This is a genomic window from Chitinophaga ginsengisegetis (assembly GCF_900168065.1).
Lineage (GTDB): Bacteria > Bacteroidota > Bacteroidia > Chitinophagales > Chitinophagaceae > Chitinophaga > Chitinophaga ginsengisegetis.
In genome coordinates this window covers 3,324,543-3,345,819 of sequence record NZ_FUZZ01000001.1, presented here as the reverse complement: position 1 = coordinate 3,345,819, position 21,277 = coordinate 3,324,543, and the positions used below count along the sequence as shown (strand labels likewise).

The 21,277-nt window shown below is 44.4% G+C and carries 20 protein-coding genes; 15 read left to right on the top strand and 5 right to left on the bottom strand.

The features are described from left to right. Nucleotides 1–4 precede the first annotated feature (4 nt). Nucleotides 5–892: a DMT family transporter gene (locus B5Z18_RS13305; protein WP_079469816.1), complete on the bottom strand. Its 888-nt coding sequence runs from the start codon at nucleotides 890–892 to the stop codon at nucleotides 5–7. Between the two features lie 118 nt (nucleotides 893–1,010). Here B5Z18_RS13305 and B5Z18_RS13300 point away from each other — a divergent pair, with 118 nt between their 5' ends. From B5Z18_RS13300 to B5Z18_RS13245, 12 genes are all read left to right on the top strand, one after another. After that, on the top strand, nucleotides 1,011–1,757 hold the full coding sequence (locus tag B5Z18_RS13300) for a PPK2 family polyphosphate kinase (protein WP_079470079.1): 747 nt from the start codon (nucleotides 1,011–1,013) through the stop codon (nucleotides 1,755–1,757). Between the two features lie 76 nt (nucleotides 1,758–1,833). Then, complete coding sequence (gene mscL, locus B5Z18_RS13295; protein WP_079469815.1) at nucleotides 1,834–2,262, top strand: large conductance mechanosensitive channel protein MscL; 429 nt, start codon at nucleotides 1,834–1,836, stop codon at nucleotides 2,260–2,262. An 89-nt stretch (nucleotides 2,263–2,351) separates the two neighbouring features. Continuing rightward, nucleotides 2,352–3,296, top strand: a complete 945-nt coding sequence (locus B5Z18_RS13290) for a DUF3078 domain-containing protein (protein ID WP_079469814.1) — start codon at nucleotides 2,352–2,354, stop codon at nucleotides 3,294–3,296. Nucleotides 3,297–3,418: 122 nt separating this feature from the next. Continuing rightward, nucleotides 3,419–4,213, top strand: coding sequence for a segregation and condensation protein A (locus tag B5Z18_RS13285; protein ID WP_079469813.1), 795 nt, complete (start codon nucleotides 3,419–3,421; stop codon nucleotides 4,211–4,213). Further along, nucleotides 4,206–5,114, top strand: coding sequence for a helix-turn-helix domain-containing protein (locus tag B5Z18_RS13280; protein WP_079469812.1), 909 nt, complete (start codon nucleotides 4,206–4,208; stop codon nucleotides 5,112–5,114). The genes B5Z18_RS13285 and B5Z18_RS13280 overlap by 8 nt, the downstream gene beginning before the upstream one ends. 104 nt (nucleotides 5,115–5,218) lie before the next feature. Further along, entirely contained in the window at nucleotides 5,219–6,091 is an 873-nt protein-coding gene (locus tag B5Z18_RS13275; RefSeq protein WP_079469811.1) for a pirin family protein, read from the top strand. Between the two features lie 35 nt (nucleotides 6,092–6,126). Beyond that, the gene (locus tag B5Z18_RS13270) at nucleotides 6,127–6,654 is read left to right on the top strand and encodes a YceI family protein (RefSeq protein ID WP_079469810.1); all 528 of its coding nucleotides are present in this window, start codon (nucleotides 6,127–6,129) and stop codon (nucleotides 6,652–6,654) included. A 59-nt stretch (nucleotides 6,655–6,713) separates the two neighbouring features. Next, nucleotides 6,714–7,343: an NAD(P)H-dependent oxidoreductase gene (locus B5Z18_RS13265; protein ID WP_143313566.1), complete on the top strand. Its 630-nt coding sequence runs from the start codon at nucleotides 6,714–6,716 to the stop codon at nucleotides 7,341–7,343. 160 nt (nucleotides 7,344–7,503) lie between these two features. Further along, complete coding sequence (locus tag B5Z18_RS13260; protein ID WP_079469807.1) at nucleotides 7,504–7,914, top strand: OsmC family protein; 411 nt, start codon at nucleotides 7,504–7,506, stop codon at nucleotides 7,912–7,914. Nucleotides 7,915–8,090: 176 nt separating this feature from the next. After that, nucleotides 8,091–8,804 carry a pirin family protein gene (locus B5Z18_RS13255; RefSeq protein WP_079469806.1) on the top strand — a complete coding sequence of 238 codons (714 nt, stop codon included), beginning with the start codon at nucleotides 8,091–8,093 and terminating at the stop codon, nucleotides 8,802–8,804. Between the two features lie 120 nt (nucleotides 8,805–8,924). Further along, nucleotides 8,925–9,638, top strand: a complete 714-nt coding sequence (locus B5Z18_RS13250; protein WP_079469805.1) for an HAD-IIB family hydrolase — start codon at nucleotides 8,925–8,927, stop codon at nucleotides 9,636–9,638. A 147-nt stretch (nucleotides 9,639–9,785) separates the two neighbouring features. Next, entirely contained in the window at nucleotides 9,786–10,163 is a 378-nt protein-coding gene (locus B5Z18_RS13245) for a hypothetical protein (RefSeq protein WP_079469804.1), read from the top strand. Here B5Z18_RS13245 and B5Z18_RS13240 read toward each other — a convergent pair whose 3' ends face one another. The 3 genes from B5Z18_RS13240 to dxs all read right to left on the bottom strand — a co-directional run bounded on the left by B5Z18_RS13240 (nucleotide 10,164) and on the right by dxs (nucleotide 14,458). Continuing rightward, nucleotides 10,164–11,270, bottom strand: coding sequence for a PAS domain-containing protein (locus B5Z18_RS13240; RefSeq protein ID WP_159454292.1), 1,107 nt, complete (start codon nucleotides 11,268–11,270; stop codon nucleotides 10,164–10,166). Nucleotides 11,271–11,403: 133 nt separating this feature from the next. Beyond that, complete coding sequence (locus B5Z18_RS13235) at nucleotides 11,404–12,450, bottom strand: flavin reductase family protein (RefSeq protein ID WP_079469802.1); 1,047 nt, start codon at nucleotides 12,448–12,450, stop codon at nucleotides 11,404–11,406. Between the two features lie 82 nt (nucleotides 12,451–12,532). Further along, nucleotides 12,533–14,458 carry a 1-deoxy-D-xylulose-5-phosphate synthase gene (dxs, locus tag B5Z18_RS13230; RefSeq protein WP_079469801.1) on the bottom strand — a complete coding sequence of 642 codons (1,926 nt, stop codon included), beginning with the start codon at nucleotides 14,456–14,458 and terminating at the stop codon, nucleotides 12,533–12,535. Between the two features lie 222 nt (nucleotides 14,459–14,680). On the opposite strand from dxs, the gene B5Z18_RS13225 reads away from it, so the two are divergent. Beyond that, nucleotides 14,681–15,709 (top strand): sensor histidine kinase, encoded by a 1,029-nt coding sequence (locus B5Z18_RS13225; RefSeq protein ID WP_079469800.1) that lies wholly within the window; start codon nucleotides 14,681–14,683, stop codon nucleotides 15,707–15,709. Nucleotides 15,710–15,800: 91 nt separating this feature from the next. Next, the gene (locus B5Z18_RS13220) at nucleotides 15,801–16,529 is read left to right on the top strand and encodes a LytR/AlgR family response regulator transcription factor (protein ID WP_079469799.1); all 729 of its coding nucleotides are present in this window, start codon (nucleotides 15,801–15,803) and stop codon (nucleotides 16,527–16,529) included. A gap of 82 nt (nucleotides 16,530–16,611) precedes the next feature. Here the strand turns inward: B5Z18_RS13220 and B5Z18_RS13215 are convergent, their stop codons facing one another. Next, nucleotides 16,612–17,367, bottom strand: a complete 756-nt coding sequence (locus tag B5Z18_RS13215) for a phosphoglycerol geranylgeranyltransferase (protein ID WP_079469798.1) — start codon at nucleotides 17,365–17,367, stop codon at nucleotides 16,612–16,614. Nucleotides 17,368–17,693: 326 nt separating this feature from the next. Here B5Z18_RS13215 and B5Z18_RS13210 point away from each other — a divergent pair, with 326 nt between their 5' ends. Further along, nucleotides 17,694–20,990 (top strand): vitamin B12-dependent ribonucleotide reductase, encoded by a 3,297-nt coding sequence (locus B5Z18_RS13210; RefSeq protein ID WP_079469797.1) that lies wholly within the window; start codon nucleotides 17,694–17,696, stop codon nucleotides 20,988–20,990. Nucleotides 20,991–21,277 lie beyond the last annotated feature (287 nt).

Below are 21,277 nucleotides of genomic sequence, written 5' to 3'. Positions count from 1 at the left end.
TGGCTTATTTTGCCGGAGCCACTTTGTTAGCCTTGTTTACGAGGTACACACCGAGCAGAATAATACCCATGCTCCCCACCTGGACCCAGGTAATTGTTTCATGCGCCACTAATCCCCACCCTACTGCTACTAACGGTAACGCATATGCTACCATTGAGGCCAGCATGGATCCCGCTTTTTTGATGAGCAGGAAAAAGAGTACAGCTGCCACCCCGGTTCCCATCACCCCCAGTACCAGGCCCGCTGAAAGCGACCGCCAGGGCGCATCCGGTTGTGAAAACTGCGGAAAGAAATTACTGCACCACAAAATAGGGAAAGTGAACAGGGCACAAAAGAACATAGCAATAGACCCCAACTGCAGCGAACTGAAACCCTGCAGCTTATGATGTACCATACTAATATTAACGCCATAGCTTACGGTAGCCAGAATTACCAGCAGGGCATAATACCAGTGGCCATTTGTATTGATACCTTTGGCGGTGAACAATAACACTACCCCTGCCAGTCCTACGAAAATGCCGGTGAGCTGCGCTTTTTTAAATGGACTTTTAAAGATAATAATCCCGGACAGTAAGGCCATCAATGGTGTTAAGGCATTAAGTATACCTGCAAGAGAGCTGTCGATTTCCGTTTCGGCCAAACAAAACAGAAAGGCCGGGATACCGTTACCCAGGATACCGGACAATATGATAATGGGAAGCTTATTTACGGGTGTTTGTCTGAATGCCTTTGGTAAAAAAGGAGAAAGTGCAATGCCAGCAGCTACCAGTCTTAAGCTGGCTACCTGGTAGGATGTAAATGATTCCAGACCTATTTTCATCAATATAAAGGAACTGCCCCAGGTGAGTGATAACAGGATAAACACTCCCCAATGGGCGAAACGTTGCTGCATATCTTTTATTTTTCGAGTACAAAGGTGCAGGTATCCTTCATATTCAGCAAAATATAAATCGTGTTAATGCAACACTTCTGTCCCTATTTTGTTAAATTTATTTATAAGAATGCGCTACATGGGTAAAATCAAATTGTCAGCTATCAGCACATCGGCTCCCAAAAAGCTGGAAAAAGAAACGATAAAGGCGGTAACCCGGGAAATTCTGGAAGAACTGGATGAACTTCAAAACCTGCTGTATGCACAGCATAAGCACTGTGTATTGCTGGTGGTACAGGGAATGGACGCCAGTGGGAAAGACGGCGTAATAAAGAATGTTACAGGTACCTTGAATCCACAGGGTTGCGTAGTACACTCTTTCAAAGCACCCACCACAGAAGAATCAGAACATGATTTTTTATGGAGGGTACATCAGCATGCGCCGGGTAAAGGCATGATCCAGGTATTTAACCGCTCACATTATGAGGATATTCTCATACAACGTGTACATAAGTGGATTGACGATAAAATGGCTTTTAAACGGATGGAGGCCATTAATGATTTTGAAAAGTTGCTAACGGTTCATAATAATACACACATCATAAAATGTTACCTGCATGTATCACAGGAAGCCCAGCAGCAGCGCCTGATGGAACGAACCGAAGACCCCCGGAAAATGTGGAAGTATAACGAAAATGACCTGGCAGAAGCAAAGTTGTGGAATAAATATATGGATGCGTATGAAGACGCCATCAACCGCTGTAATTATGTGCCCTGGCTGATTGTACCGGCAGATCAGAACTGGTATAAAGAATACCTGATTGCGCTAACGTTGAGGGATACACTGAAATCATTAAAGATGAAATACCCCCGGTTAAAGAAATAATAACCTAATAATTAACGTCTTCGGGGATTATACTTTAATTTTGTTCACTTATTTTAACCAATAAAAACCTTGCATTATGTCGTTCATCAAAGAGTTTAAGGAGTTTGCCATGAAAGGCAATGTAATGGATCTTGCTGTGGGTGTGATTATAGGTGGTGCGTTTGGAAAGATTGTTACATCTCTGGTAGATAATATCCTGATGCCTCTCGTCGGATTATTTACCCGGGGAAAGAATTTTAACGACGTCTTTTATGTATTGGACACAAGTAAGGGAGAGGTGGCCACACTGGCAGATGCGAAAGCCAAAGGGATAGCGGTATTTGCTTATGGTGCTTTTATACAGAGCGTGATTGATTTCCTTATTATCGCCTTCTGTATTTTCCTGCTGGTAAAATTTATGAATAAGCTTACCAAGAAAAAAGAAGAAGCCCCTGCCCCGGCAGAACTGTCTACCCAGGAAAAACTGCTCATGGAAATTCGTGATGAACTGAAAAAATCCAGATAATTTTTTTTAAAAATACCCTTACCATCCCATTTTTCCTTCCCGGAAGAAGTGGGATGGTTTATTACGTATACTCATTTAAACACAAATTGATGAAAAAAATTACTTTATCCATTGCCTGCTGTATGTTATTGTTTACGGCCGTGCACGCGCAAAATGACTGGATGAAGAAGTCGAGAGAAGAAGCTTCTGATAAAATCAAGAAAGACGCTAATGACACCATTCCCAAATTATGGAAGAAAGGGATGAACATTAACGTCAATATCAATCAGGGATCATTAAGTAACTGGGCTGCGGGTGGCGATAATTTTGCTTTCTCCCTTGGGTCCAATCTTTTTGCCTGGGCATTTTATAAAAACGGAAGACATTCCTGGGACAACGTGGCCGACCTCGCATATGGTTATATTAACACCACCAGTTTGGGCGGGCGCAAGAATGATGACCGTATTGACCTGACCACCAAGTATGGTTATGATATCGGCAAAAACTGGTATTTAAGCGGGTTAGTGAATCTGCGTACGCAATTCACCAATGGTTATTTGTATCCTTCAGATACTACGCCACAGTTGTCCTCAAAATTCTTCTCTCCTGCTTATGTGCTGGTGTCGCCGGGTTTTGACTATAAACCAGACAAATCATTTTCTTTATTCCTGTCGCCGATTACTTCCCGTTTTGTGTTTGTAATGGATGACGTACTCTCTAAACAGGGTGCTTATGGAGTGGATACGGGCTCGCATTTTAAATATGAAATAGGCGCCTACCTGTCTGCCAACTATATAAAGACTTTTGCCAAAAACATGACTTACAAAGGCCGGCTGGATTTATTTTCCGATTACAGGCATAACCCGGGAAATATAGATGTGTTTTTTACCAACGCATTGGAACTGAAGGTTAATAAGTGGATTTCCGCCCTGCTGACCGTAGATATGATATATGATGATGATGTAAAAGTATTTGAGAATAAAGAAACTGGTGTAATGGGGCCTCGTCTGCAAATAAAACAGGTGATAGGGGTTGGCTTTGCTGCCAAGTTCTGATTCGCCGGAATTTTGTTATTTTTGATATCGCACAGCGGCATGGAGCCAAGTAGCCGGTTATATTGAACCGGGCATTTAATGACTCCGTGCAATTGTGCGATATCTTTTTAAAAAAATCTTTAATGAGCGAACAAGCACCTGTCTATAAGATCAAATTACCGCAATTTGAAGGTCCTTTCGACCTGTTGCTGTTCTTCATTGAACGTGATGAGCTGGATATCTACAATATCCCTATTAATACTCTCACACAGGACTTCCTGGATTATATCCATCATATTGAAACGTTGAATATTGAGCTGGCCAGTGAATTCATTCTCTTTGTATCTACCCTCATGCGTATCAAGGCCAAAATGCTGCTGCCACGCAAGGAGCTGGATGAGCAGGGAAATGAGATTGATCCCCGCATGGAGCTGATAGACAAGATCCTCGAATATAAGCGCTACAAGCTGGCAGCCGCGGAACTGGCAGAAATGGAAGCAGACCGTATGCTGTCTGTAAAGCGTGGAAATATTGCAAAGGAACTGGCGGAAATCGGGGAAGTGACCAGTGAAGGTACCGAAGTACAGACGCTCACGCTCTTCAAGCTGACAAAAACCTTTGAAAAGGTGATACAGCGCATGAAAGAGCGTGATAATAAGCCCCAGCACGTAGTATACAAGTACGACTATACGATGGAAGGCTCCAGGATGTATATGGAAGAGCTGGCGCGGGCGGAACGTACTTTATCATTTGAAAAAATATTCGATCACTGTAAAGACCGTGTACATGCCATTTTCCTGTTCCTCAGTATGCTGGAACTGGTGCAGATGAAGCATATGGGGATTATGGTGGGAGAAGGCAGGAATAACTTTATTATTGAATACATTGATCCTTCCGAGAGGGAGGAGGAAACTGCAGGAACCTTAATAGATGGCTGAGAAACGTGAAAATATCGGGATTGTTTCCTTACCGGAATACTCGCATGCAGATCCGGGATTTGTGGTGTCTGGTCTTTGTGAATTAGGCAACAGTTTTTTTGATCAGATCGGGGTGCCGCACCGGCACGATTTCTACACCATTTACTGGATTAAGAAAGGTAAGCTGTTGCATACTATTGATGCTGTGACGCACGAGGTAAAGAAAAACACTTTGTTTTTTGTAGCTCCCGGCCAGGTGCATAACCTGCAGGCAACCGATAAAATAGATGGATACATGATTGCGTTTCGTGATGCTTTCATGTGTTTAAAAGATCAGACGCAGGTATCCGGTATTAATTCCGGGTTGTTTTTCAATAGCCAGTTCAGCAGCGTTATTCATATTGATGATGAACAGGAGAAGGATATTGACGCTATTGTGCGCCTGATGATGAAAGAATTAACCCTGCGCGAACCTGAATACGAAATGGCCCTGCACGGATTGCTGCGTTATTTCCTGGTACTGGCTTCCCGCATAAAGGGAGAGAATGTGGCCATTACCCCTGAACAGCATGCTGCTCACAATAGTTCCATCTTCCTGAAATTTAAAAACCTGATAGAGGAAAAATACCAGGAATTAAAAACCGTATCTGATTATGCGGGCCTTTTACATATCAAACCTGTGCTGCTGAATGAAATCAGCAAGCAATTATCCGGTATTACTGCCGGGGAGCATATCCGTAACCGGGTGATCCTGGAAGCGCAGCGGTATTTGTATAATACAGACCTTACTGCCAAAGAAATTGCCTACAAGCTGGGTTTTGATGACCCGCACTATTTCAGCCGCTTTTTTAAGAAGTATACCAACCAGAGTCCTTCTGAATTTAAAGAGGCTTCCCGCAATTCTGTAGGCCCTTCTGTCTGAATTTTCCGGAATTTTCAAAAAAAGTCCATCACTAGGAGTGTTTTATCCATTCTTAATGGATGTTGCAACATGTACTTTTGTGTTGTCTTAAGGAGGCAAACAATATGAAAACACAAAAACATGTAAGCCAGATCATAATTGCAGCCACACCACACATGGTAGGTGATGGATTCAGGGTACAGAGTACCTTACCGGGCGGTACCCGTTCTGAAGGTAACAGGATCAGTCCTTTTATCATGATGGACTATGCAGCTCCCAACTACATCCCACCGAGTGTAAGACCCAAAGGTGTTGGCGAACATCCGCACAAAGGCTTTGAAACCGTTACCATCGTATACCAGGGCGAACTGGAACACCGGGATTCTACCGGTAGTCACGGTTTGTTGTTTCCGGGTGATGTGCAGTGGATGACAGCAGCCGGCGGCATCTTACATGAAGAAAAATACAGTGACGCATTCAGCAAACAAGGCGGGAAAGCAGAATTTGCCCAGTTATGGGTAAATCTTCCCAAAGCATTTAAAAATAATCCTCCCTCCTATCAGAACCTTACCCAAGCAGCAATACCTGTGATAAAAGTAAGTGAAGAAGGATATGTGAGAGTAATTGCAGGTGAATATGATGGCGTGAAAGGCGCTGCCAGTACCTTTTCCCCGGTGAATGTTTATGATATCCATCTGAAAAAAGATGATAAGATCACTTTAAGCATACCGGAAAATTTTAACACGGCAGCAGTAGTATTCCGGGGAGAAGCAGATGTGAATGGTCAGCCGCTCAAAGGAGTAGAAACTGCACTCTTTGAAAAAGAGGGTACTGAAATAATCATCACCGCGCTGAAAGACACTGCTATGCTGGTGTTGAGCGGCGAACCGATTGATGAGCCAATTTTTGCTTACGGTCCGTTTGTGATGAATACGGAAGATGAAATCAGAACGGCGATAGATGACTACAACGCCGGTAAAATGGGAGTTTTAAACTAATTAAACATTTAATAATACTAAAAAAACAAAATTATATGACAACCTGGAAAATTGATCCTTCACACAGTGACGTACAATTTAAAATAAAGCACCTGATGATTACGACTGTAACCGGTCAGTTTGCAAAATTTGATGGTACCATGCAGACCGTTGATAATGATTTCAGCACTGCCAACATTACATTTGAAGCAGATATCAACAGTATTTCCACGCAGAATGCGCAGCGTGATGCTCACCTGCAGGCAGGAGATTTCTTCGAAGCAGAAAAGTATCCTAAGCTCACATTCGTGTCTAAAGAAGTAAAGAAAATAGATGCCGATACATTTAAGCTGGTAGGTGACTTAACCATCCGCGACAATACCCGTCCTGTAGAGCTGAATGTTGAATTTGGCGGCGAAGTGGTAGATCCTTATGGTCAGACTAAAGCAGGATTTGAACTGAGCGGTAAAATTAACCGTAAAGATTTTGGTCTTACTTTCCACGCCACTACTGAAACCGGCGGTTTGCTGCTGAGTGATGAAGTAAAGCTGCTGGCCAGCGTGCAAATGGTAAAACAACAATAAGATAGTGTTTACCCGTTACAGATCATGATCTGTAACGGGTAATGCTCAATAAAAATGAAATGGATATTCTGAATAAACTGGAATGGCGTTATGCCGTTAAGAAATTTGACCCGGCTAAGAAACTGAGTGCAGATCAGCTGGAGAAATTACTGGCCGCTACAAGACTCTCTGCCTCTTCCTACGGTTTACAACCGTATAAGATCCTGGTAGTAGAGAACCCGGCCGTACGTGAGCAACTGAAAGCGGTGTCCAACGGACAGTTGCAGGTTACGGATGCATCGCATCTGATCGTTTTTGCGAGGTATACCGATCTGAACGAAACCCACGTAGATGACTATATGAATAATGTGGCGGAAACGCGTAACATAGCTCTTGAACAACTGGCAGGTTTTTCAGGAGTAGTGAAGGGAACCGTTAACCGGTTAGGTGCAGAAGGAACAGCTGTATGGAGTGCAAAGCAGGCATATCTTGCTTTGGGCACCCTGCTTACGGCAGCAGCTGTGGAAAACATTGATGCCTGTCCGATGGAAGGCTTTGATGCTGCCGGATACAACAGGATATTAGGACTTACAGAGAAGGGCCTGGCTGCTGTAGTAGTTGCTGCGATAGGATTCAGAGCTCCCGATGATGTGATGCAACATGCCAGGAAAGTACGTAAGCCAATTGCAGAATTGGTAGAAATGATATAGGAATCAATTGACAGGAACCATGTACAGCCGCACAGGAAACTGTGCGGCTTTTTTATGTGCTTTTATGTTCCGGGAAGCTCCGGCATTTTTTATTGCCGATTAATTTGTAATTTGGGCCTCCGCACTGATTTTTCTAACAGGAAAAAAATAAAAATTTAACATGAAAAGATTTGCATCTGCCAATTGGCAAGGTACCGGTAAAGAAGGTAAAGGCACTTTAACTTCCCAGTCAACTGTATTAAACAAGACCCAGTACTCTTTCAGCAGCCGCTTTGAAGATGGTATTGGTACTAACCCTGAAGAACTGATTGCCGCAGCTCATGCCGGTTGTTTTACCATGAAACTGAGCTTTGTGATCACTGGCGCCGGTTTTACTCCCGGTAACATTGATACCAAATGCACAATCACTTTAGATAACGGTGCTATTACTACCAGCCACCTGGAAGTAACCGCCAGCGTAGAGGGCCTGGATGCCGCCAAATTCGCTGAATTTGTAGCGGATGCTGAGGCTAACTGCCCGGTGAGCAAAGTGCTGAATGCTACCATTACTACAGATGCGAAACTGGTGTAAATAGTTACCAGGCATCGTTACTGCTTTACGGATTTTTCATATGCATACCGTTTTTTCACGCGGGTAGTGCATAGAGAAATCCGTATTTTTTTGTCCACGCTTTTCAACATATGATCCATTCTCCACCGCTTTGTTTATAACGATATTTGTAGTGTTAAAACAAAGGAGATTTAGTTATGAAAAAAGTTATTCATCGTGCAGATACCAGGGGATATGCCAACCACGGCTGGCTGAAGAGCCACCATACTTTCAGCTTTGCTAACTATTATGATCCAAACAGGATTCACTTTGGCGCACTGCGTGTGTTGAATGATGATGCGGTAAAAGGTGGAATGGGTTTTGGCGCTCACCCGCATGATAATATGGAAATTGTATCTATTGTGTTGGATGGTGAATTAGCGCACAGCGATAACACCGGTAATAAAGAAGTGATCCGTAAAAATGATGTACAGATTATGAGTGCCGGAACAGGTGTGGTACACTCTGAGTTTAATGCGTCTAAAACGGAGGAGGTAAGCTTTCTGCAGATTTGGGTGATACCGAGAGAAAGAAATGTAACGCCCCGTTATGATCAGCAAACATTTGATCCTGCCGCCCGTGAAAACGCTTTACAGGTGGTGATTTCACCGGATAAAAATGCCAACGGCCTGTGGTTGAACCAGGATGCCTGGTTTACATTAGGTAAATATGAAGCCGGTAAAACACTGGACATTGCAGCGAAAGCACCTAACATAGGTACTTACCTGTTTTTGCTCAGTGGTGAATTGAAAGTAGATGGAGAAACATTAGCAACACGTGATGCAATCGGGTTATCCGAATATGACAAAGTAAGTATTGAAGTAATCAAACCGGCAGAGTTTTTGCTGATAGATGTACCAATGCTGAACTAATCACATCGTTATATACTAACCCGTTATATCTAAAAGAAGATCAGTCGTTACGGCTGGTCTTTTTTTTATACTTTTATCGGCATCCGCATTCATTGAAATCATTAAAAGCCACTACAACACATGTTATTAGCCACAGATCTGGACGGTACATTTTTAGGAGGTACAGCAGCAGATAAAGAACAATTATACAGTTTATTGCAGCAACAAAAAGATATACAGCTGGTGTTTGTAACCGGCCGGGGCATACCAAGTGTATTATCGTTACTGGAGAATAATGCTTTGCCGCGGCCCGAATATATTATTGGAGATGTAGGGGCTACTGTTACCCACCTGCCTACATTGACGGCGGTGGAGCCGGTACAATCGCACATTGCGGCCAAATGGCCTGGTGATCATGTGAGAGAGACATTGAAAACAGTGAGAGGATTACTGCACCAGGAGGCACATCAGCAATACCGTTGTTCTTATTATTATAATGACAGCACTGATATTGAAGGTGCCCGTGAAATAGCGGCATCGCTGCAATGCGACCTGGTTTTATCTGCCGGAAAATACCTTGATATATTACCTGCCGGTGTAAATAAAGGGTTTACGTTGAAACAATTATTGCAGGTGCTGGCACTGCCTCATCAAAAGGTGCTGGTGGCCGGAGATTCTATGAATGATTATTCCATGTATGAATCCGGATTCAAAGGAGTGGTAGTAGGTGATTCGGAGCCCGAATTAATAGCGCGCACTGCAGGAATGTCGAATGTATTGCAGGCGCAGCGGGCGGGTGCAGGCGGCATTCTGGAAGCGATGAGTTTTTTTCCTGAGTTTGGCATTTATCTGTAAAAAGAAGTGCAAAAGTGAGGGGTGGAACAGAAAAAGATTGTACCTTAGAACAGGTCTTTTCTGGTAAATTAATATGGATATTGACAACAGCGTTTGGTATGATGAATAGTTTTTTAATCATCATTTAAATTGATAAATCAATACACCATGGAAATCACAACTCCCACTGAAGAGCTGCACCAGCAGCTGAATTCCTGGAAAGAAGAAGTAAATGAAGTAAGAACTGAAGTAAAAATGATGCGGGAGCGGTTGGAACAAATCGCCCTCAGCAAAGCTTCCCGGGATGTAATGACACAGGTTGAACATTTTGAAAACCGTTTACTGCGGCAACGTGAAGTAGCTGATGAAATGCATCACGACATCAAGCAGTGCGCTAAAAGAGTAGCCAACGCGCCGGTAACCGTAGTGCATGACGACCGTCCTATCGATGACTTTCAGACCATACAACATCGTATGGAAATTTTCCGGAAATTATATATGTCGTTAAAAGAAGACTTCAATCAATTTATACCTTACGAGGTGTAGTTACTGGAGAGCTTTTACCTTATGCTCAATTTTATGAATGATTTCATCCAGCTGAAGAGTGGATTCATGCAGCCATTCCATGAGCTGGGTGTTGAGATGCAGGTCCTGGTTGCTTTTATCGAATAAGCCGGCAATACTGAGTATAGATACTACCGGCCGGCGTATTTCGTGGGAATTGATCCAGGCAATTTCCTTGAGTGTTTCATTTTGTTCTTCCAGTTGCCTGGCTTGTTTTACGAGCTTGTCGATATCCTGTATCATCCCTATCATGCGATATGGGATATTATTTTCGTACATGATGAATGCACGGTCTACCACATATTTATAGCTGCCATCTGCACATTTAAAGCGGTATTCTTCCGACCAGTAGTTCAGATGTGCACGTTTGCAGCTATCAAGTGAAGAAATGATCCTGGCATGATCTGCGGGGTGTATATTATCCTGCCACCACTGCACCAGGTCGGTTTCATCATGGCTGTTATAATGGAAGAGATTATGTAGTCCGTGGTTCCAGGTAACGGCATTTGTTACGAGGTTTTTGTCGTATACAGCATCATTTGTAGCCTGCGCAAGCAGTTCATAGCGAATGCCCAGTTCACGCGCTTCTTTGGCCGCCCTCATTTGTGCATCCACGTCTTTGGCCATGATGAAGCGGGCATTTTTTCCGTAGTATACCGCGGGAAGGGAGTAGATCTCTACAAAAAAATTGGTGCCATCTTTTTTACGGTGTTTCCAGATGCCCCTGTATTCATCTCCATTGCACCGTTCTGCAGCATTTTCCAGCAGCAGTGGTATATCTTCTTCATTACGTATATCCTTTAACGTTAGGTTCAGGAAATCTTTCCTGTTGTACCCGTATTTTTCTACGGCAGCATTGTTAACAGATAAAAAGCGCATGGTGGCTTTTTCATAGATCCACATGGGGATCGGGTATTCATTAAAAAGATGTTCGAACTGAAGGGGACGTTTGTCTGATAAGAATGTGGCGACAATCAGCAGGGCAAATACACTGCAAAGCGTTAGTATACTGAGTGACAGTAGTAATGAAGATGTTTGAAAACCGTTTTTAAACAGGAGATAGCTGTTAATAAAGATAACAACAAGCAAAAGCGATAAGCAAGTAATCTTTATCGGGGCATTTCGCATCACCTGATTTTCCTTATAATTTAGCCAAAATTTTAGCAACTAAAAAATAATATCAGATCGTTATGACTGATAATATTTTTTACATTATATGGTTTTATAATTCAAGGATCACTTCGTCGCTTGCGGGATATCCAACGCAGGTAAGTACGAGACCTTCGGCGAGTTCTTTATCTGTAAGTACTTCATTTACCGGCATCCATACTTTACCACTCACACACTGTGCCGTGCAGGAACCACATACGCCGCCTTTGCAGCTGTAGGGCAACAATACTTCGTTTGCCAATGCGTAATTCAGAATGGTTTGGTTACCGGGAACAGCCAGTGTGTATTCTGCATTGCGGTAGCGGATGATTACCTGTTTCAGGTCGTGATCCTGCGGCAATGGTGTTTTGGCGATCCGGGTATCTGTATTCACCACAAAGTTTTCTTTATGGAGCTGTGATTCCCTGAAGCCCATGAAGGTAAGCGTGAGCAGGATAGTGCGCATATAATCGGGAGGACCACAAAGAAAGAATTGCGAATCTTCCCGGTGGTAACGAATATGGGTATTTACCAGTTGTTCCAGTAAAATATTATTAAGCCTTCTGTAGGTATGATGACTATCCGGATCGTTGCTGAAAAGCCAGATGCATTCCAGTTGCTGCGGGTAACGCTTTTGCCACGTTAGCAATGCTTCATAAAAGATGGTTCTTTCGGGGGTGGTGTTGCTGTAAATCAGTTTAACGTGGGCATTGGGCTCCGTTGTTAATATCTGTTTCAGCAGCGAAAATACGGGCGTTATACCGCTTCCTGCAGCCAGGAGGAAAATGTCTTTCTCCGCAACGCCCGATTTTTCGTAAGTGAACCGGCCGGAAGGTTCCAGTGCGGTAACGATATCATTTACTTTCCAGGTATGGATAAGGTGACGTGATATTTCCCCGTTTTCTTTTTCGCGGATCGTTACAGACAGAAAGGAATCCACGCCTGGTGTGGAGCTGAAAGAATAAGAACGTCTGTATTCTTTATTGTTGAGTGCAATGAGAAAGGTGAGGAATTGTCCGGCGATGTATTCCAGTGGTTCCGACGATGTATTTTCCAGCTTATAAGTATAAGTACCGGGCGTTTCCCGTATGATCTCCGTTATCCTGAGCTGAAAATACATGGTATAAAAAAGTTTAGCTATTTAAATATTCAATTTCTGTGGAAATCAAATATTCAAATAGCTAAATAACTAAATTCTTTTATTAAATAGTGACGGTAATTTTTTCTTTCAGCATATCCCTGGTGGTGCGTGCAATACCAGCAGCATCATAACCACATTCGCGGTATAATTCTTCCGGCTTGCCATGTTCCACAATTCTATCGGGGATACCTAATCTTTTAACGGTTGCCTTATAGTTGTTAGCTGCCATGAATTCGATAACGGCGCTGCCGAAACCACCTACAATGGTACCATCTTCCACAGTAATTATTTTGTCGAACGACTGGAAGATTTCGTGCAGCATGGTTTCATCCAATGGTTTTACAAAGCGCATATCGTAGTGAGCGGGTTGTAATCCGTCTCCTATTAATTCCTTACATGCTTCAGCCACGAAGTTACCGGTATGTCCGAGGGAGAGGATAGCGATATCTTTTCCGTCGCGGATTTTGCGGCCGGTACCTGCTTTGATGGCTTTAAACGGTGTACGCCATTCCGGCATTACGCCTTGTCCGCGTGGATAGCGGATCACATAAGGCATATCATTTTCCGGCAGTTGGGCGCTGTACATCAGGTTGCGCATTTCTTCCTCATTCATGGGCGCGCTGATGATCACATTGGGAATACTGCGCATATAGGCAATATCGTAGGCGCCGTGATGGGTAGGTCCGTCTTCTCCTACGAGTCCTGCCCTGTCGAGGCAGAATATCACGGGTAGTTTCTGGATGGCTACATCATGTACGGCCTGATCGAAGGCACGTTGGAAGAAGGAAGAGTAGATGTTACAGAAAACGCGCATGCCCTGTGTTGCCATGCCGGCAGAGAGGGTAACCGCATGTTGTTCGCAGATGCCCACGTCGAAGGCTCTTTGCGGCATTTTCTCCATCATAAATTTGAGGGAGGAGCCGGAAGGCATAGCGGGGGTGATGCCGATAATTTTATCGTTTTGTTCTGCGAGTTCAATGATGGTATGGCCAAAAACGTCCTGGTATTTGGGAGGTTGCGGGCTGGTGACCGGTTTTTTGAATATTTCGCCGGTAATTTTATCGAAGAGACCCGGCGCGTGCCAGGTGGTTTGGTCCTTTTCTGCGAGTGCATAGCCTTTACCTTTGGTGGTAACGATGTGCAGCAGTTTCGGGCCGGGAATATCTTTCAGATCCTGGAGGGTATCCGCCAGTTTGGTGATGTTATGTCCGTCGATGGGGCCAAAGTAGCGCATCTTCAGTGCTTCGAAGAGGTTGCTGGATTTGGACACTACGCCTTTGAGGCTGGCTTCCAGTTTGGAGGCCATGTCGCGGGTAAATTTCTTTCCTACAGGTAATTTGCCCAGCAGGTTCCACACATCATCCCTTACCTTGTTATAGGTGGGGGAAGTGGTGATATCTGTGAGGTATTCTTTCAGCGCGCCCACATTAGGATCTATGGACATGCAGTTATCGTTCAGGATAATGAGTACGTTGGCGTTTGCCACACCGGCGTGGTTGAGGGCTTCGAAGGCCATACCTGCGGTCATGGCGCCGTCGCCGATCACTGCAATATGCTGGCGGTCGAATTCTCCTTTATAATGGGAGGCCATTGCCATGCCCAGTGCTGCGGAGATGGAAGTGGATGAGTGTCCTACGCCGAAGGTATCGTAGCGGCTTTCATCTCTTTTAGGAAATCCGCTGAGGCCCTTATATTTCCTGTTGGTAGGAAATGTTTCCCGGCGACCGGTGAGAATTTTATGGCCGTATGCCTGATGGCCCACGTCCCATACCAGCTGATCGTAAGGAGTATTAAAAACGTAATGCAAAGCGACTGTCAGCTCCACTACACCAAGACTGGCCGCAAAGTGGCCACCATGCACACTTACTACGTCAATAATGTATTGACGCAGCTCCTCACATACCTGGTGAAGCTGTTCTTTATTCAGCTTTCGCAAATCAGCGGGATATTCTATCTGGCTCAACAGTTGACCTGCCTTTATATTCATAATTGGGCTCAGGGTTTATATGAAGTAACAAAAATACATAAAAATATGTGGTAAATAGTGTAAGTATGACAGGAAAATAGGACAGTTCCGTGATATTTCGCCATTCAGATACAGCCATCTGCCATTTACCTTTTTTGATTCACCATTTATAACATTTAGGTTTCTGCAGGGGGCGCTGTAGGGTATTTTTGGAATATAGGTGAAGTTTACTAATTTGATTGAATGTTTAAACAAATAAACAAATATTGGTGGTGCCAGATATTGGGGTGGTCGGCATATTTTCTGATCAATGTTTTCTTCGCCTTTTCTGTTTACAGAAAAACGTCTCCGGACGCGGCTTATTATCTGAATCTGGTAATTTTTGTGTTATTCGGTTTTATAGCCACCCATTTTTTCCGTAACCTGATTCACCGGTTTGCGTGGGTGAACTATAATTTTGAGAACCAGATTCTGCTGTTCATCGGGTTAATGACGGGATCGGGGCTGGTATCGTATATTGGATATTACTTTTTTGGGATATACCTGTTGCACTTATCGGATACGCCCATCCAGGTGGGGATTGTAGGTTCTTTCCTGATCACTACTATCTGGTGGTTTCTATATTTCATATGGCACTACATTGAAAGGAACCGGCGGTCGCAGGTGGATCAGTTAAAGCTGGAGGCTACTGTGAAGGAGCTGGAGCTGAAAACGATTAAAGCGCAGCTGAATCCGCATTTTATTTTTAACGCACTGAACAGTATCCGGGCGCTGGTAGATGAAAATCCCCAACGGGCAAGAACTGCCATCACAGAGCTTTCCAATATCCTGCGAAGCTCTATGCAAACGGAGAAGGCGGAAACGGTGAGTCTGGAAAACGAATTGAATATAGTAAAGGATTACCTTGCATTGGAACATATCCGGTTTGAGGAGCGTTTGAGTGTAAAGTATGAGATTGACCCGGATACGCTGGAGTTACAGGTACCTCCTATGATGTTGCAAACGCTGGTGGAAAATGCCATTAAACATGGGATTTCCCGGATCATCAGGGGCGGGTTCGTTTATATTCACTCTTCCCTGAAAGGTATGCAGCATGTAATTACCATTGAAAACACCGGCCAGCTTGTAGAAAACAATATGAACGGGCATGGCTTTGGATTACAAAGCACCCGGCAGCGGTTGAGCCTTTTGTTTGGAAGCAGGGCTTCCTTTGAAATCAGGAATAAAGATGAGCAAACGGTAGAAGCTACTGTAGTGATGCCTTTGCTCTAAATCACTTGTTATAAACTGCTGTAGCCGGATAAACTGGTTATAGCTATTATTTTTAAATCAATTAAATCATCAACCAAACTTCATATTGCCAATGAAAAAAGCATTGATAATAGATGATGAACGCCTGGCCAGGAGTGAGTTAAAGAAATTGCTGGCAGATCACCCGGAAATAGTGGTGGTAGGAGAAGCTGTGAATGCGAAGGATGGTATAGAAAAGATAGAAACGCTTCATCCCGACCTACTGTTCCTGGATATTCAGATGCCTGATAAAACGGGCTTTGACTTGCTGGCAGAGCTGGAAAAAACACCACAGGTGATTTTCACTACTGCATATGATGAGTATGCGCTGAAAGCATTTGAGTACAACGCGCTGGACTACCTGTTAAAGCCGGTAGAGCCCAAGCGGCTGGCAGATGCGATCCACAAACTGCATCAGCAGGATGAAAAGGACCGTTTGGCGGCATCCGGTGGTATCCGTAATTTATTGTCTGAGAATGACCAGGTTTTTGTGAAAGATGGCGACAGGTGCTGGTTTGTGAAGCTGCAGGAGATCCGGCTTTTTGAAAGTGTGGGGAACTATGCACGGGTATATTTTGAAACCAACAAACCTTTGATCCTCAAATCATTGAATGCGCTGGAAGAAAGACTGGACGAGCGTACTTTTTTCCGTGCAAACCGTAAACATATTGTGAATCTGCGGATGATTGAGAAAATTGATACTTATTTTAATGGCGGTCTGTTGCTGGAAATGCGCGGAGGCGAAAAAATTGAAGTAAGCCGCAGACAGGCAGTGAAGTTTAAAGAAATGATGAGCCTGTAAGTATTTGGCGATCAGCTATTAAAGCGAATGACAGCAGGATATCTGCTGTCATTCGCTTTATATCTTTTAAGTCAAATCTGTTTTATGCTTTCACGGGAACAGAATGCACCGCATCTGCCAGTTCCTTGATGAGAGAGAGATCTTTCTCAATAGCATTACCCACTACGAGAATATCCGCGCCTGCTTTACAGTTCAGGTAAGCTTTTTCTGCATCCCTGATACCTCCTCCAACGATAATAGGAGCCTGTACCTGGCTGGCCACCCGGCTGATCATACTTTCTGTGATAGGTACACGGGCGCCGCTGCCGGCATCCATATAAATCACTTTCATTCCCAGCATTTCCCCTGCTATTGCGGTACACATGGCAATATCTGCCTTGTCTGCCGGGATAGGCATGGTGTTACTGATATAAGAAACAGTTGTGGGTGCTCCGCCGTCGATTACCATGTAACCGGTTGAAATTACTTCCAGTCCGCTTTTCTTCACGGCAGCAGCAGATACTACATGCTGACCGATCAGTAATTCGGGGTTTCTGCCGGAAATTACAGACAGATAGAGTAAGGCATCGGCATATTTTGATACCTGAGAAGGGCTTCCGGGAAATAATACAACGGGAATGTTGCAGCTGGCTTTCAGCTGTTGTACGCATTCATCAAGGTGATCAGAAATCACCAGACTACCTCCAAGGAAGATATAATCAACTTTGGCAGCAGTGCATTTATCAGCAATCTCTATGATTCCGGCAGGGGTCACCTTATCCGGATCAATTAAAACCGCGAATGCCTTTTCCTTTTTAGCCTTTCTTTCGATGAACGAAGTGTATATGTTATTGTACATCAATAGCGCATTGTTCCGGTTGTCGCAAATGTATAATATTTTTATTAATAACACACATTGCTAAATAAATATGCATTCAATTCATTTTCTATTCATGAACTTCATGATACCTAGCTGATTATGTGTGACAGAACTGTAAACGTTTTGTTAATGACAAATTTTAAGCCGGATTTCTTTTGGCTCTATAACAAACGTGTTGGCAAACTGTTTGCGCAATTATCCACAATCTGTGCAAAATAAATGAGTCGCTCCAGGCATTTTAAAATTAATTTTAGAGTACTCCGCTATACTAACTCATTTATATCATCTAAGAAAAATTTACGGGCATGAAAAATCCAGTCAATAGTAAGAATGGGCTTGCGTTTTCCCGCCATTTTACGAAAGAAGGTGTGAGTCCTTACGATCAGTTTACGTATGAGCTCCGCTCCTCTGTGATCCGTAATCCTGGTGGCGACGTAGTATTCGAAATGAACAACGTGGAAGTGCCGGCAGCCTGGTCGCAAATTGCTACCGACATCCTGGCGCAGAAATATTTCCGCAAAGCCGGGGTGCCACAGGCCGATGGAACTTCAGGGAGGGAAACTTCTGTGAAACAGGTGGTACATCGTATGGCCAACTGCTGGCGTGCCTGGGGAGAAAAATACGGCTATTTCGCTTCTGCAGAAGATGCCCGGGTATTTTATGAGGAACTGACCTACAGCATGCTCAACCAATCGTGTGCGCCTAACTCCCCGCAGTGGTTCAATACTGGTTTATTTGAGAGCTATGGTATTAAAGGCAAGCCTCAGGGGCATTATTATGTAGAGCAGCACACAGGTACCCTGGAAAAATCTACCTCTGCCTATGAGCGGCCTCAGCCTCATGCCTGTTTTATATTAAGTGTAAATGATGACCTGGTGAATGAAGGCGGAATAATGGATTTATGGATGCGGGAAGCGCGCATCTTTAAATATGGTTCCGGCGTTGGTACTAATTTTTCGCATATCCGGGGAGATGGGGAAAAGCTTAGTGGTGGCGGAACTTCCAGTGGATTAATGAGCTTTCTGAAGATCGGTGACCGGGCAGCGGGAGCTATTAAGTCGGGTGGTACCACCAGGAGGGCGGCAAAAATGGTGTGCCTGGATCTTGATCACCCGGAGATCATGGAATTTGTGAACTGGAAAGTTGAGGAAGAAAAGAAGGTGGCAGCGCTGATTGCCGCCGGGTATTCTTCTGATTATGAGGGAGATGCATATAAAACAGTATCCGGTCAAAATTCCAATAACTCCGTGCGGGTGCCGAACTCTTTTTTCCGGGTACTGGAAGCAGATGGCGAATGGGAGCTGAAGGCCAGGAGTACCGGTAAAACCGTGAAAACGGTAAAGGCAAAGGATCTCTGGGACCAAATTACCTATGCAGCCTGGCGTTGTGCAGATCCGGGTACTCAATATGATACTACTATCAATGAGTGGCATACCTGTCCGCAGGGCGGGCGTATTAACGCCTCCAATCCGTGTTCGGAGTATATGTTTCTTGATAATACAGCCTGCAATCTGGCTTCTGTGAACCTGAGGCGGTTTTTCAATGATGAAAAGAACCTGTTTGACGTGCCGGGCTTTGAGTATACCGTGAGATTATGGACGGTGGTGCTGGAGATTTCCGTATTGATGGCGCAGTTCCCATCTAAAGAGGTGGCGCAGCTCAGTTACGAGTACCGCACGCTGGGGCTGGGGTATGCTAATCTGGGTTCCATGCTGATGGTGAGTGGTATCGCGTATGACAGTGAGGAGGCGCGTGGCATATCGGGGGCAATATCTGCTATCATGACGGGGATTGCCTACAAAACATCTGCGGAGATGGCTGCACACCTGGGCGCCTTTCCACGGTATGAGGAAAACCGGGAGGATATGTTGCGGGTGATGCGGAATCACCGGGCGGCGGCATATGATGCATCTGACGCATATGATGGGCTGGAAATAAGACCCAAAGGCATTGACGCGCGGTATTGCGCGGATTATTTATTAAAGTCGGCCACTAAGGCCTGGGATGAGGCGGTGAAGCTGGGAGAGCAATATGGTTACCGCAATGCGCAGGCAACCGTGATTGCACCTACCGGTACTATCGGTCTGGTGATGGATTGTGACACGACTGGTGTGGAGCCTGATTTTGCATTGGTGAAATTCAAAAAGCTTTCTGGTGGCGGTTATTTTAAGATTATTAACCAGTCTATCCCTACGGCGTTGCAAAACCTGGGATATTCTTCCCATGAAATAAAGGCGATTGTGGATTACGCGAAGGGTACCGGCAATTTTGCCGGAGCGCCTTATATTAATCATCAGTCGCTGAGTGAGAAAGGGTTTATGGGAGAAGAGCTGAAGAAGCTGGATACTGCTGTTTCTTCTTCTTTTGATATATCATTTGTATTTAATGTTTACACATTGGGAGAAGAATGTTTGCAGCGGTTAGGATTTAAGGCGGAGGAATATTACAGTCTTGAGTTCAGCCTGTTGCATGCTTTGGGATTTACGGATGAGCAGATAGAGGCGGCGAATGATTATGTGTGCGGAACAATGACCGTAGAGGGCGCGCCTTACCTGAAGGAGGCTCATTTGCCGGTGTTTGACTGTGCCAATAAGTGCGGCAAGCATGGAGAGAGATACATACATGCGCATGGCCATATCAGGATGATGGCGGCGGTGCAGCCTTTTATTTCCGGGGCTATTTCCAAAACCATTAACCTGCCGAACGAGGCGACTGTGGATGAAATTGCGGACGCTTACAAGCTGAGCTGGGAGCTTGGGTTGAAAGCCTGTGCTTTGTACAGGGATGGTAGTAAGTTAAGTCAGCCTTTGAGTAACAAGAGCGATAAAAAGAAAAAGGTGGAGGCTGTAACCGAGCCTGCAACCGGGCAGGATTTGCAACAGCTGACGATAGATGAGTTGCTGGAAGAAGTGAACAAGCGCATGCTGGCCAGCAGGGACACAACATTGAAGCGTCAGTTGTCGAGGATTGTAGAGCGGCAAAGTTTGCCATCCAAACGGGGTGGATTTACGCAAAAGGCGAATGTGGGGGGCCAGGTGATTTTTGTGCGTACCGGAGAATATAATGATGGTACGTTGGGAGAGATATTTATTGATCTGGCGAAAGAGGGCTCTACTTTACGGAGTTTGATGAACTGTTTTGCCATTGCGGTTTCTGTGGGTTTGCAATATGGGGTTCCGTTGGAGGAGTTTGTGGATAAGTTTGTATTTACGCGGTTTGAGCCGGCCGGGATGGTAGATCATCCCAATATTAAATCGGCTACCTCACTGATTGATTATATTTTCCGGGTATTGGGATACGAGTACCTGGGGCGTACGGACCTGGTGCATGTGCTTGACGCACCCGGTAATACGGGTGAAGGGGATGCGGATGAGGACGCGGAGGCTCCATTGCCGGGGCGGGTAAGTAATAGCGGGCAGGCTGCGCCGCGTGTTCCCAAAAAGCAGGCGGCTACTGCGTTTCAGCAGGAAAGTGGTACGCAGGATTACCTGAAAAGTATGCAAAGTGATGCACCTGCATGTAATACCTGCGGGCATATCACGGTACGTTCGGGAACTTGCTATAAATGTTTGAATTGTGGTACCAGCATGGGTTGCAGCTGATTGATGTTGCAACTTCTTGTTAATGATATGTTATTTAGCCTCTAAAATTTCAAAGAAAAATAACATGCCCTTACCTTTGTATTCAAATAGGGTTTTCATAGGATAGTAACAAATTGAGGGCGCTTTTCTAGGCGCCCTTACTTTTTTCAAAAAACGCCCGATTTTTCCTCTCTTCTCCGGACGATATTTAAGTCTTTATTCTTATCACATATTTTTCTATTTGATTTTTTTCTAAAAAGATTGATTTTATTGCGTCTTTTTAAAAAATTTCTCAAAATATTTTATTA